Raw genomic sequence first — 12522 nt, 5'->3', positions numbered from 1 at the left:
CCGGGGCCGGTCTTGGGCAGGTCAGCCAGCCGGCGTTTCGCCTTCGTCAGTGCCTTCGTCGTCGCCGTCGGGCAGGGCAACATTGGCATCGTTCTCCACGATACGCTGCAGGCCGCTGAGCTTGGAGCCTTCGTCCAGCCCGATCAGCGTGACACCCTGCGTGGCACGGCCGAGCTCGCGGATCTCGCTGACGCGCGTGCGCACCAGAACGCCCTTGTCGGTGATCAGCATGATCTCGTCGTCCACATGCACCAGCGTGGCCGCGACGACCGGGCCGTTGCGCTCGCTGCGCTGGATCGCGATCATGCCTTTGGTGCCGCGGCCGTGGCGCGTGTACTCGGTGATGCTGGTGCGCTTGCCGTAGCCATTCAAGGTGGCAGTCAGCACGCTTTGCTGCTCATCCTCGGCCACCAGCATGGCGATCACGCTCTGGCCTTCATCGAGCATCATGCCGCGCACACCGCGCGTGTTGCGGCCCATGGGGCGCACGTCGTTTTCGTCGAAGCGCACTGCCTTGCCGCCGTCGGAAAATAGCATCACATCGTGCTGGCCATCGGTCAGCGCGGCACCGATCAAATAATCGCCGTCGTCCAGATCGACGGCGATGATGCCGGCCTTGCGCGGGTTGCTGAACTCGTCGAGCGTTGTCTTCTTCACCGTGCCCATCGACGTGGCCATGAAGATGAACTGGTCGGCCGGGAATGTGCGCTTGGCGCCGGTCAGCGGCAACACGACCGTGATCTTTTCGCCTTCTGCCAACGGGAACATGTTGACGATCGGTCGCCCGCGCGAGCCGCGCGAACCTTGTGGCGCTTCCCAGACCTTGAGCCAATACAGTCGGCCGCGGTTGGAGAAGCACAGGATGTAGTCGTGCGTGTTGGCGATGAAGAGCTGGTCGATCCAGTCGTCTTCTTTGGTCGCCGTAGCCTGCTTGCCCCGCCCGCCGCGCTTCTGTGCGCGGTATTCGGACAGGGGCTGGCTCTTGATGTAGCCCGAATGCGAGAGGGTCACGACCATGTCCGTCGGCGTGATCAGATCCTCGGTGCTGAGGTCAAACGAACTGTGCTCGACATGGCTGCGTCGTGCGCCAACCTTGGTTTGGCCAAACTCTTGTTTGATGGCCGCAAGTTCGTCGCCGATGATGACCGAGACGCGCTCGGGCTTGGCCAGGATGTCCAGCAGGTCCTCGATCTCGGACATCACGTCCTTGTATTCGGCGACGATCTTGTCCTGCTCCAGACCCGTCAGGCGCTGCAGGCGCATCTGCAGAATTTCCTGGGCCTGGGTTTCGCTCAAGCGGTACAGGCCGTCTTGGCCCATGCCGTAGATCCGCTCCAAGCCTTCGGGGCGGTAGTCGTCTGCATTGACGACACCGCCGTCGGCGCGTGTGCGCGTCAGCATCTCGCGCACCAGCGTGCTGTCCCACGAACGGGCCATCAGCTCGGACTTGGCGACCGGTGGCGTCGGCGACTCGCGAATGATGCGGATGAATTCGTCGATGTTGGCCAGCGCCACGGCCAGACCTTCCAGCACGTGGCCGCGGTCGCGCGCCTTGCGCAGGTTGAAGACCGTGCGCCGCGTGACCACTTCACGGCGATGGTCCAGAAAGACTTCGACCAGATCCTTCAGATTGCACAGCTTGGGCTGGCCGTTGACCAGCGCCACCATGTTCATGCCGAACGTGTCCTGCAGCTGGGTCTGCTTGTACAAGTTGTTCAGCACCACCTCGGGCACTTCACCGCGCTTGAGCTCGATCACCAGCCGCATGCCGGATTTGTCGGACTCGTCCTGGATGTGGCTGATGCCCTCGAGCTTCTTTTCGTGGACCAGCTCGGCCATGCGCTCCTGCAGCGTCTTCTTGTTCACCTGATAAGGCAGTTCGTCGACGATGATGGCTTGGCGCTGGCCGCGATCGATGTCCTCGAAATGGCAACGGGCGCGCATGATCACCTTGCCGCGGCCGGTACGGTAGCCATCCTTGACGCCGCTGATGCCGTAGATGATGCCGGCCGTGGGGAAGTCCGGCGCCGGCACGATCTCCATCAGCGTATCGATGCTGGCGTCCGGGTTGCGCAGCAGGTGCAGGCAGGCGTCGACGACCTCGTTCAGGTTGTGCGGCGGGATGTTGGTGGCCATGCCAACCGCGATACCGCCCGAGCCATTGACCAACAGGTTGGGTAGCCGCGTTGGCATGACCAAGGGCTCTTTTTCGCTGCCGTCGTAATTCGGGCCGAAATCGACCGTTTCCTTGTCCAGATCGGCAAGCAGCTCATGCGCGATCTTCGCCAGCCGGATCTCGGTGTACCGCATGGCCGCAGCGTTGTCGCCGTCGACCGAGCCGAAGTTGCCCTGCCCATCGACCAGCATATGCCGCATGGAGAAGTCCTGCGCCATCCGCACGATGGTGTCGTAGACCGACTGGTCGCCGTGCGGGTGATATTTGCCGATCACATCGCCGACGATGCGCGCAGACTTCTTATAAGGACGGTTCCAGTCGTTGTTCAGTTCGTGCATGGCGAACAGGACGCGACGGTGCACCGGCTTCAAGCCATCGCGCGCATCAGGCAGCGCACGCCCGACGATGACGCTCATCGCATAGTCGAGATAGCTCCGCCGCATTTCCTCTTCGAGGCTGATTGGCAGGGTTTCTTTAGCGAATTGGGTCATAGGGGTCTGAACGGCGGAGGTCGACCATTTTAGGGGTCAAGGGTGTGTCGTTCCTGCGCAACAAACGGCCGGGTTTTGGCCTCTGTCCTACGGTCTACGCCCTGTTCGCAATAGGGTCGTGTGGCACAATCAATTCGTACGTGCTCAGTGGCGGTCACTGTAGACGTCAGATTTCGCAGCGCTGCTGCTGCGCCTTTTTCCCCAGAGGAGAACCATGAACAAATTGAATAAAGTGGCGATGATGTTTGCCTCGGCAGCGCTCGTTACTGCTGCGGGTGCACAAACTGTCGACAACTGGCGTACCTCCGACACCAGCCTTGTCTGGAAGACGAGCGACCAAGCCCTGTGCTGGCGCGATAGCAACTGGACTCCCGCTACCGCTGCGGTTGGCTGCGATGGCGCAATTGTTGCCCAGGCTGCCCCTGCTGCTGTTGCACCTTCCGCACCGGCCGCACGTCCTGCTGCACCTCCTGCCGCAGCTGCGCCTGCCGCACCGGTGCCCGCACCTCCTGTCGCCACCAAGGTCACGTACGCTGCTGATGCCTTCTTCGACTTTGACAAGTCGGTCCTGAAGCCTGAAGGCCGCGCCAAGTTGGACGATCTGGTCGGCAAGATCAAGGGCATCAACCTGGAAGTCATCATCGCTGTTGGTCACACCGACTCCGTTGGTAGCGACGCTTACAACCAGCGTCTGTCTGTCCGCCGCTCGGAAGCCGTCAAGGCTTACTTGGTGACCAAGGGCATCGAGCGCAATCGCGTTTACACCGAAGGCAAGGGCGAGAAGCAGCCTGTCGCAGACAACAAGACTGCTGAAGGCCGCGCCAAGAACCGCCGCGTTGAGATCGAAGTGGTCGGCACGCGCGCCAACTGATCGCTGTGAGATGCTTGCGGCTTCGGCCGCAGGTGCAAAGCCCGCTGGCCTTGGCTCGCGGGCTTTTTTCTTTGGACGAACGATGAACGCATATGTCAACGCTGACCCGGCCGAACTGGCCAAATTCTCTGATCTTGCGCACCGATGGTGGGATCCGGAGAGTGAGTTTCGGCCACTGCACCAGATCAACCCGCTGCGGCTGAACTGGATCCAGGAGGCGGTGACGCTTCAGGGCAAGGACGTGGTGGATATCGGCTGCGGTGGCGGGATCCTGGCCGATAGCATGGCGCGCCAGGGCGCCACGGTGCTGGGCGTCGATCTCGCAACCAAAGCGTTGAAGGTGGCCCAGCTGCACGCCTTGGAAGCGCAGACGCCCAACGTTCGCTATCGTGAGATCAGCGCTGAGGAACTGGCTGCAGAACAGCCGGAAAGCTTCGATGTCGTGACCTGCATGGAGATGCTGGAGCACGTGCCGGACCCGGCCTCCGTGGTCGCAGCGTGCGCCCGGCTCGTCAGACCTGGCGGCTGGGTGTTTTTCTCGACACTGAACCGCAATGCCAAGTCGTTTCTCTTTGCCATCGTTGGTGCCGAGTACGTGCTGAACCTGTTGCCGCGCGGCACCCATCACTACGAGAAGATGATCCGGCCGAGCGAGTTGGCAACCTTCTGCCGAACTGCGGGCCTGACGATCAGCCACACGCGGGGTCTGGAATACAACCCCCTCACCAAGCGCTATTGGCTCAGCGGCGATACCAGCGTCAACTACATGGTCGCCACGCGCAAGGACACAGCACATGCCCATGTTCGCTGACGTGCGGGCCGTGCTGTTCGACCTGGACGGCACCTTGGTCGACAGCGCCACGGACCTCGGCGCAGCCGCCGATCAGTTGCGCATCGACCGTGGGCTGCCCGCGTTGGGCGCCGGCCGTTACCGCGCCATGGCGGGGGCGGGCGCCCGGGGCATGCTCGGCGTGGCATTCGACATGACGCCGGACCACCCGGACTTTGCGGCGCTGCGAGAGGAGTTCTTCGTCAATTACGAGGGCCGCTTGACGCAGGAGACGACGGTGTTCGAAGGGGTCAATGCCTTGATCGACCAATTGGTCGCCCACGGCCTGGCCTGGGGCGTCGTGACCAACAAAGCGACGCGCTTTTCTGCGCCGCTGACGCAGGCGCTGCCGGTCTTCGCGTCCAGCGGCGTGTTGGTGAGCGGCGACACCACGCCGTTCAGCAAGCCGCATCCCGCTCCGTTGCTGGAGGCCGCGCGGCGGCTGGGCGTGTCGCCGGCATCGTGCATCTATGTCGGCGACGATGCGCGCGACATTACGGCTGGCAAGGCGGCCGGCATGGGCACGGTGGTCGCCGCATATGGCTACCTGGGGCACGCCGCCGAGACCGCAGGCTGGGGTGCGGACGGCAGCATCACCGAGCCGTTGGAACTGTTGTCGCTGCTGGCTCTTGCAAACCCCGTGAGTGGCCTAAAATAGAAAACTTGGGGCTGCATTGGTTTCGACGTGGGTTCGGAATCGTTGTGGTGCATGTCGAGCTGAATGCGCTCGTAAAACAGATTCAAACAAACTAACTGCAAACGACGAACGTTTCGCACTCGCTGCTTAATTGCCAGTGAGCTTTACAACAGCAGGCCGATGGGCTGGGCAAGGGGTTCTTGACGCAAGTTGAGCGCTCCCGGCTGTAAAGATAATTTCATCGGCTGGCTCCGGACCGGGTACCTTGGTCAGGGGCAAGACAATAGGGTGCTGGCGTCCTGGATAGCGTGTGGCTGCGCGCTCCAGGAAGTGAGATTCAAATCAGACCACTAAACATGTAGATCTGCTCGAAGATGGCTTGCGGACGGGGGTTCGAATCCCCCCAGCTCCACCACCTCCCCTGACAGGGCCGCCCGTTCCATGACGGGCGGCCCTTTCTTTTGTGACGGCGTCCCACTCCATGCAGCTGCAAGACATTCTTTATTCACAAGGTTTCGGCACGCGCCGGGTGTGCGCCGGCCTCGTCCAGCAGGGTCTCGTCAGCGTCTACGAAGACGGGGGCGAGGCCGTCGGCTGCACCGACTCGGCCCGCGAGTTCGCGCCCGTGGGCTTGCGCTTTTGCGTGCAGGGCGTGGACTGGGAGTTCTTCGAGAAGGCCTACGTGATGCTGCACAAGCCTGCGGCCACGGAATGCTCGCAAAAGCCGTCCACCTATCCCAGCATCTACACCCTGCTGCCGGCGCCGTTGCGCCAGAGACCGCAGAAGAGCGCGATCCAGGGCGTGCAGTCGGTCGGGCGGCTGGACCAGGACACTACAGGCCTGCTGCTGCTGAGCGACGACGGTCAGTTCATCCACCGCATGAGTTCGCCGCGCAAGCTTGTACCCAAGGTGTATGAGGTGCGCGCCAAGCACCGGCTCGACGCGCGGCAGACGGACGCCTTGTTGAAGGGCGTCGTACTCGACGACGACCCGCACCCCGTGCAGGCGGCCGGTGCCGAGATCGTGGACGCCGACGGCGAGGCCTTGCACCTGCGGCTGACGCTGACCAGCGGCAAGTACCACCAGGTCAAGCGCATGCTGGCCGCCGTCGGCAACCGGGTCGAGGCGCTGCACCGCTCGCGCATCGGCGCACTCGCATTACCGGCCGACCTGGCGCCGGGCCAATGGCGTTGGCTGCGACCGGCCGATCTGCAGGCCTTGGTGGCCACGTCCTGAGCGCGCGACCAGCGTTGCGCCCACGGCTACACTTCCGCCTCGTTTCAAGGGTCCCTGTGAAGTCGTCGCTGTCCTTTCTGGTCAGGTTGCTCCTGGCATGGCTGCTCGTGTGGTTGCCGTTGGCGGCCGTGGCGCAGGTGCACCCGCTGTTCGTGCTCAATTCGCTGGATGCCTCCGTCAGCGTGATCGACCCGGTGACCTGGCAAGAAACTGCGCGCATTCCGACCGGCAAGGAGCCGCATCACCTGTACCTCACGCCGGACGAGAAATCGCTCATTGTGGCCAACGCGCTGGGCGATTCGCTGACCTTCCTGGACCCACGGACGGCCCAGGTACAGCGGGTGGTGACGGGCATTCTCGATCCCTACCACTTGCGCTTCTCGCCGGACATGAAATGGCTGGTGATCGCCGCCAACCGGCTGAACCATGTCGATGTCTACCGATGGAACGGACACGACGTTCAGCTCGTCAAACGCGTGGCCACCAGCAAGACGCCCAGCCACATGTGGATCGACAGCAAGAGCACCACGGCCTACGTGACGATGCAAGACAGCGATGAGCTGATCGCGCTGGACCTGTCCACGCAGACCGTGCGTTGGCGCGTGGCCACCGGCTCTACCCCCGCCGATGTCTACGGCACCGCCGACGACAAGACCTTGCTCGTGGCGCTGACGGGTGGCGACAGCGTGCAGGTGTTCGACGTCTCCGCGCGCGAGCCGCGCTTGCTGCGCACGCTCAAGACCGGCACCGGCGCGCACGCGTTTCGCGCGGCCGGTGACAAGCGCCATGTCTTCGTCAGCAACCGTGTGGCCAACACCATCAGCAAGATCGACCTGCAGACGCTCGAAGTCGTGGGCGGCTTCCCTGCGCCAGGCGGCCCGGACTGCATGGACGTGTCGGCCGATGGCAAGCTGCTGTTCGTCACCTCCCGCTGGGCCCGCAAGCTGAGCGTCATCGACCTGCAGGCAGGCAAGCTGTTGCGCCAGGTCGCGGTCGGGCGCTCGCCGCACGGGGTCTGGACGCTCGACCATGCGTCACGGTGAACCCTCCAGATCAAAGTGGCGCACGCCGGTGCTGGCGGCTGTCGCTGGCGCCTTGCTCGCGGGCGGTGCCGGCCATGCGGCCACCTGCGCCAAGCCCCTGTACCTGACCTTCGATACCGGGCACATGGGCATCGCCGGGCTGGTGGCCGATGTGCTCAAGCGCCATGAGGTGCACGCCACATTTTTCGCCGCGAACGAATCCACGCAGACCGGCGACGGCAGCCTGGGGGACGACTGGGCGCCATGGTGGCGCGAACGGGCGCAAGAAGGCCATGCCTTCGCCTCGCACACCTACGACCATCTCTACTGGACGGCCGACGTTGCGCCCGCGCGTGACGGCACGCCGCGTTTTCGCGTGCGTGCCTCCACGGGACCGCTGGTGGGGCAGAGCCGGCTGGTCACGGCGCCGCAGTACTGCGAAGAGATCTCCCGCGCTGCCCGCCGGCTCGCCGCCATCACCGGCCAGCCGCCGTTGCCGCTGTACCGCGCGCCGGGCGGCCGCATCTCCCCGCAACTGATCGCTGCGGCGCGCAGTTGCGGCTACGCCCATGTCGGCTGGGCGCCAGCCGGTTTCCTCGGCGATGAGCTGTCGAGCGAGAAGTTTCCGAACCAGCTGCTGCTGGACCGTGCGCTGCGGGACATCCGGGCCGGCCAGATCCTGCTTGCCCACCTGGGCATCTGGTCGCGCAAGGATCCCTGGGCGCCGGCGGTGCTGGAGCCCTTGATCGTCGGCCTGAAGGCCAAGGGGTTCTGCTTCTCGACGCTGCGCGAGCACCCTGAATTCGGCAAATGGATCGCGGCCCAGCAGGACAAGCCGTGGGCGCGCTGACGGACGCATTCGGCCTGGCCCAGCAGTGGCTGTTCGAAACGGTCGTGCAGCCATTGTGCTTTGCCATCGGGCTGGGCGGCCGGCTCGAAGAGGCCTTTGCGGGTACCGGCTGGTTGCTCGTCGGCCTGTTGCAAATCGTGGTGCTGCTGCTGGTCATTGGCCCGTTGCAGCGGCTGTGGCCGGTGGAGCCCGTGCGCGACCGCGCGGCCATCCGCACCGACATCCTCTACACCCTGCTGCACCGGCTCGGCCTGTTCCGGTTGCTGCTGTTCTTCACGCTCGAACCCTGGATGGACGAGGTGTTCGGCTGGCTGCGGGTGGCCGGCCTTGGTACCTTCCACCTCGATGGCGTGTGGCCGGGCGTCACCGATGTGGCGTGGGTCAGCTTCCTGTTGTACCTGGTGGCATTCGACTTTGTGGACTACTGGATCCACCGCGGCCAGCACGGCTTTCGCTGGTGGTGGAGCCTGCATGCGCTGCACCATTCGCAGCGTCAGATGACGATGTGGAGCGACAGCCGCAACCATCTGCTCGACGACCTGCTGCGCGATGCCATCCTCGTCGTCGTGGCGCAGTTGATCGGCGTCGGTCCTGGCCAGTTCGTCGCCATCGTGGCGCTGGCCCAGTTGTCCGAGAATCTGCACCACGCCAACGTGCGCCTGTGGTTCGGCGCGGTGGGCGAGCGGCTGTGGGTCAGCCCGCGTTTTCACCGGCATCACCACAGCATCGGCGTCGGCCATGAATCGCAGGGGCGCGGAACGTTGGGCGGCTGCAATTTCAGCGTGCTGCTGCCGTGGTGGGATGTGCTGTTCGGCACAGCCGATTTCGCACAGCGCTACGACCCAACCGGCATTCGCGACCAGGTGGAGCCCGGCCCTACCGGCCTGCGCGACTACGGCCGGGGCTTCTGGTCCCAGCAATGGCTGGGCCTGTCGCGACTGGTTGGCCGCGGCTGAGCCCGGTTGCCCGCGCAGCCGGCATGGGCCGGGGTATCCTTGCTGCATGCGACTGCTGCTTGACTCCTTTTGGCGGGCCGCCGCCTATTGCCTTCACCCGCGCGTGATCGCGCTGTCCCTGCTGCCACTGGTGTTGATCGCCGGGCTGGCCCTGGGCCTGGGCTATTTCTTCTGGGAATCCACCGTGCTCTCCGTGCGGACCTGGCTGGAGAGCTGGCCGGTGTTCGGCACCGCCATGACCTGGCTGCAGGGCGTCGGCTGGGGCCAGGTGCAGGCCTGGATCGCGCCCTTGCTGGTGGCGATGCTGGTGATCCCGCTGATCGTGGTCACCTCGTTGCTGCTGGTGGCAGCGTTGATGACGCCGTCCGTCGTCGCCCTGGTGTCCGACCGGCGCTTTCCCGCACTGGAAAAGCGCCACGGCGGCTCGTTCATCGGCAGTGTGTTCGGTGGCCTGTGGGCGACCGTGCTGGCGTTGCTGCTGCTCGTGCTGTCGGTGCCGCTGTGGCTGATTCCGCCGCTGGTGCTGGTGCTGCCGCCGCTGATCTGGGGCTGGCTGACCTACCGCGTGATGACCTATGACGTGCTGTCCGACCATGCCAGCCGCGCCGAGCGCGCCGAGCTGGTCCGCGAACACCGGGTCACGCTGCTGGTGCTGGGCGTGCTGACGGGGTATCTGGGCGCCGCGCCAGCCCTGCTCTGGGCCTGGGGCGCACTGGCCATCCCGCTGGCGCCGGTGCTGATCCCGATTGCCGTGTGGATCTACACCCTGGTCTTCGCGTTCTCGGCACTCTGGTTCACGCACTACACCCTGGCCGCACTGCAGACCCTGCGCGCGCAACAGGGCGCCGTGCAGGTCGTGCCAGCCGCGCCCGCCTGGTCGGGTGCCGGCCCCGTCCTGCTGGAGCCCGTCGCCACCCCCAGCCATCCCACACACCCCCATGCATCCACCTCCCTCCCGCCTCCCTGAAGACTTGCCGCGCACCATCGGCATGGTGATCGTCGGCGACGAAATCCTCTCCGGCAAGCGCGTCGACAAGCACATGGCCAAGGTCATCGAGCTTCTGGGCGCGCGTGGCCTGCAGCTGGCCTATGCCGACTACGTGGGCGACGCGCCCGAGCGCATAGCCGCCACGCTTGCACGGGCCTTCGCGTCGGGCGACCTGGTGTTCTCCTGCGGCGGCATCGGCGCCACGCCGGACGACCACACCCGCCAGTGCGCGGCCAGTGCGCTGGGCGTGCCGCTGGTGCTGCACCCCGAAGCCGAAGTGCTGATCCGCGAGCGCATGCAGGACATGGCGCGCGAGCAGGGCAAGCCCTACGAACCCGACCGCCCCGACAACGTGCACCGGCTGAACATGGGTGTGTTCCCCGAGGGCGCGCGCATCATCGCCAACCCGTACAACAAGATCCCCGGCTTCAGCGTCGGCCATGTGCATTTCGTGCCCGGCTTTCCGGTCATGGCCTGGCCGATGATCGAGAACGTCCTGGACGCGCACTACGCCGCACTGTTTCAGCGCGACGCGTGGGTCGAGCGCTCGGTCATCGTCTACGGCGCCATGGAATCGGCCCTGGTGCCTCTGATGGAGCGCGTGGAACACGCGCACCCCGGCGTCAAGATCTTCAGCCTGCCCAGCGTGGACCACCCGACGCACGGGCGACACATCGAGCTGGGTGTCAAAGGCGCGCCGGCTGCGGTCGATCCTGCCTATGCCGATGTGCGGGCGGGGCTGCTTGAACTGCAAGCACCACTCGGCCCTGAATTGGTGCGGCCTTGATTCTCTATTTTGGTGCGCCCGTCCAAACGCACGGTTCGAGTGCGTAAACTGACTTCCCCGGGCCGCCAGATCGCGTTCGCAGGCCGCCCGCCGAGGGCCTGCGCTTTGATCGCCATCGGACAGTCGCAGTGTTTTGGTGCGCCGGCCAATGGCATGGAACCTGCTACCCCACCTTTCGTCCTTGTTTAGACCCAACCCCAACCGCAGGAGCATTTGATGGCAAAGACCGTCGCAGACGTCATGAAAATGGTGAAGGAAAACGAAGTCAAGTTCGTTGATTTCCGCTTCACCGATACCCGTGGCAAGGAACAGCACGTGACCGTGCCCGTGTCCCATTTCGATGAAGACAAGTTCACGTCGGGTCACGCCTTCGACGGTTCGTCCATCGCCGGCTGGAAGGGCATCGAAGCCTCGGACATGCAGCTCATGCCCGACGCAGACACGGCCAACATCGACCCGTTCTACGAAGAAACCACGCTGTTCATGAACTGCGACGTGGTCGACCCCGCCGACGGCAAGGCCTACGACCGCGACCCCCGCTCCATCGCCAAGCGCGCCGAAGCCTACCTGAAGGCATCCGGCCTGGGCGACACCGCCTACTTCGGACCAGAGCCCGAATTCTTCATCTTCGACGGCGTGCGCTGGGGCAATGAAATGTCCGGCGCGTTCTTCGAGATCGACGAATACGAAGGCCCCTGGAACACCGGCAGCAAGCTCGAAGGCGGCAACCGCGGCCACCGTCCCACTGTCAAGGGCGGCTACTTTCCCGTGCCCCCGGTGGACAGCGCCCAGGACATGCGTTCGGAGATGTCGCTGATTCTCGAATCCATGGGCATCCCGGTCGAAGTGCACCACCACGAAGTGGCGTCCGGCCAGAACGAGCTGGGCACCAAGTTCAGCACGCTGGTCGAGCGCGCCGACTGGACCATCCTGCTCAAGTACGTGGTCCACAACGTCGCCAACGCCTACGGCAAGACGGCGACCTTCATGCCCAAGCCCATGGTGGGCGACAACGGCTCCGGCATGCACGTGCACCAGTCCATCTGGAAGGACGGCAAGAACCTGTTCGCCGGTGACGGCTACGCCGGCCTGTCCGACTTCGCGCTGTACTACATCGGCGGCATCATCAAGCACGCCCGCGCGCTGAACGCCATCACCAACCCTGGCACCAATAGCTACAAGCGTCTGGTGCCCGGCTACGAAGCGCCGGTGAAGCTGGCCTATTCGGCCAAGAACCGCTCGGCCTCGATCCGCATTCCGTTCGTGGCGAACCCCAAGGGCCGCCGCATCGAAGCGCGCTTCCCCGACCCACTGTGCAACCCGTACCTGGGCTTCTCGGCCTTGATGATGGCCGGCCTGGACGGCGTGGAAAACAAGATCCACCCCGGCGAAGCCGCCACCAAGGACCTGTACCACCTGCCGCCGGAAGAAGACGCGCTGATCCCCACCGTCTGCCACAGCCTGGACCAGGCGCTGGAGTACCTGGACAAGGGCCGCAGCTTCCTGACCAAGGGCGGCGTGTTCACGGACACCATGATCGATGCCTACATCGAACTGAAGATGTCCGAAGTCACGCGCTTTCGCATGGCCGTCTCGCCGGTCGAATACGACATGTACTACTCGCTGTAATCCAGGCGCGGCCGCTGCAACTTGCGGCGGCCCCCTGGACTCTCAGGCA

General features: G+C 64.7%; 11 protein-coding genes and 1 other RNA gene. 11 read left to right on the top strand and 1 reads right to left on the bottom strand.

Annotated features, from left to right (window positions below; all coding sequences use genetic code 11):
* Positions 1–21: 21 nt before the first annotated feature.
* Positions 22–2667: a DNA gyrase subunit A gene (gene gyrA / locus AC099J_RS10935; protein ID WP_479615266.1), complete on the bottom strand. Its 2646-nt coding sequence runs from the start codon at positions 2665–2667 to the stop codon at positions 22–24.
* Between the two features lie 214 nt (positions 2668–2881).
* Between gyrA and ompA the strand changes: the two genes are divergently transcribed.
* The 11 genes from ompA to glnA all read left to right on the top strand — a co-directional run bounded on the left by ompA (position 2882) and on the right by glnA (position 12473).
* Complete coding sequence (gene ompA, locus AC099J_RS10930) at positions 2882–3538, top strand: outer membrane protein OmpA (RefSeq protein WP_479615265.1); 657 nt, start codon at positions 2882–2884, stop codon at positions 3536–3538.
* Between the two features lie 82 nt (positions 3539–3620).
* Positions 3621–4349 (top strand): bifunctional 2-polyprenyl-6-hydroxyphenol methylase/3-demethylubiquinol 3-O-methyltransferase UbiG, encoded by a 729-nt coding sequence (ubiG, locus tag AC099J_RS10925; protein ID WP_479615264.1) that lies wholly within the window; start codon positions 3621–3623, stop codon positions 4347–4349.
* Positions 4339–5025 carry an HAD-IA family hydrolase gene (locus AC099J_RS10920; protein WP_479615468.1) on the top strand — a complete coding sequence of 229 codons (687 nt, stop codon included), beginning with the start codon at positions 4339–4341 and terminating at the stop codon, positions 5023–5025. Before ubiG ends, AC099J_RS10920 begins: the two co-directional genes overlap by 11 nt.
* Positions 5026–5032: 7 nt before the next feature.
* Positions 5033–5419, top strand: a transfer-messenger RNA (tmRNA) gene (gene ssrA, locus AC099J_RS10915).
* A gap of 66 nt (positions 5420–5485) precedes the next feature.
* The gene (locus AC099J_RS10910; protein WP_479615263.1) at positions 5486–6241 is read left to right on the top strand and encodes a 16S rRNA pseudouridine(516) synthase; all 756 of its coding nucleotides are present in this window, start codon (positions 5486–5488) and stop codon (positions 6239–6241) included.
* A gap of 86 nt (positions 6242–6327) precedes the next feature.
* Positions 6328–7284: a YncE family protein gene (locus tag AC099J_RS10905; protein ID WP_479615262.1), complete on the top strand. Its 957-nt coding sequence runs from the start codon at positions 6328–6330 to the stop codon at positions 7282–7284.
* Positions 7271–8113 carry a polysaccharide deacetylase family protein gene (locus AC099J_RS10900; RefSeq protein WP_479615261.1) on the top strand — a complete coding sequence of 281 codons (843 nt, stop codon included), beginning with the start codon at positions 7271–7273 and terminating at the stop codon, positions 8111–8113. The genes AC099J_RS10905 and AC099J_RS10900 overlap by 14 nt, the downstream gene beginning before the upstream one ends.
* Positions 8101–9069 carry a sterol desaturase family protein gene (locus AC099J_RS10895; protein ID WP_479615260.1) on the top strand — a complete coding sequence of 323 codons (969 nt, stop codon included), beginning with the start codon at positions 8101–8103 and terminating at the stop codon, positions 9067–9069. The genes AC099J_RS10900 and AC099J_RS10895 overlap by 13 nt, the downstream gene beginning before the upstream one ends.
* A gap of 103 nt (positions 9070–9172) precedes the next feature.
* Complete coding sequence (locus AC099J_RS10890; protein ID WP_479615259.1) at positions 9173–10036, top strand: EI24 domain-containing protein; 864 nt, start codon at positions 9173–9175, stop codon at positions 10034–10036.
* Positions 10008–10844 (top strand): competence/damage-inducible protein A, encoded by an 837-nt coding sequence (locus AC099J_RS10885; RefSeq protein WP_479615258.1) that lies wholly within the window; start codon positions 10008–10010, stop codon positions 10842–10844. Before AC099J_RS10890 ends, AC099J_RS10885 begins: the two co-directional genes overlap by 29 nt.
* A gap of 216 nt (positions 10845–11060) precedes the next feature.
* Entirely contained in the window at positions 11061–12473 is a 1413-nt protein-coding gene (gene glnA / locus AC099J_RS10880) for a type I glutamate--ammonia ligase (protein ID WP_479615257.1), read from the top strand.
* Positions 12474–12522: the final 49 nt, after the last annotated feature.

It is taken from the genome of Rhodoferax sp. RT4P68, assembly GCF_056521305.1.
Note: the sequence above shows the minus strand (reverse complement) of the source record. Positions and strands in the feature narration are given on the sequence as shown.

Bases quoted from the DNA above. Each gene is read 5' to 3' on its own strand.
- gyrA (WP_479615266.1), bottom strand. From the start codon at position 2,667: ATGACCCAATTCGCTAAAGAAACCCTGCCAATCAGCCTCGAAGAGGAA.
- ompA (WP_479615265.1), top strand. From the start codon at position 2,882: ATGAACAAATTGAATAAAGTGGCGATGATGTTTGCCTCGGCAGCGCTC.
- ubiG (WP_479615264.1), top strand. From the start codon at position 3,621: ATGAACGCATATGTCAACGCTGACCCGGCCGAACTGGCCAAATTCTCT.
- AC099J_RS10920 (WP_479615468.1), top strand. From the start codon at position 4,339: ATGTTCGCTGACGTGCGGGCCGTGCTGTTCGACCTGGACGGCACCTTG.
- AC099J_RS10910 (WP_479615263.1), top strand. From the start codon at position 5,486: ATGCAGCTGCAAGACATTCTTTATTCACAAGGTTTCGGCACGCGCCGG.
- AC099J_RS10900 (WP_479615261.1), top strand. From the start codon at position 7,271: ATGCGTCACGGTGAACCCTCCAGATCAAAGTGGCGCACGCCGGTGCTG.
- AC099J_RS10885 (WP_479615258.1), top strand. From the start codon at position 10,008: ATGCATCCACCTCCCTCCCGCCTCCCTGAAGACTTGCCGCGCACCATC.
- glnA (WP_479615257.1), top strand. From the start codon at position 11,061: ATGGCAAAGACCGTCGCAGACGTCATGAAAATGGTGAAGGAAAACGAA.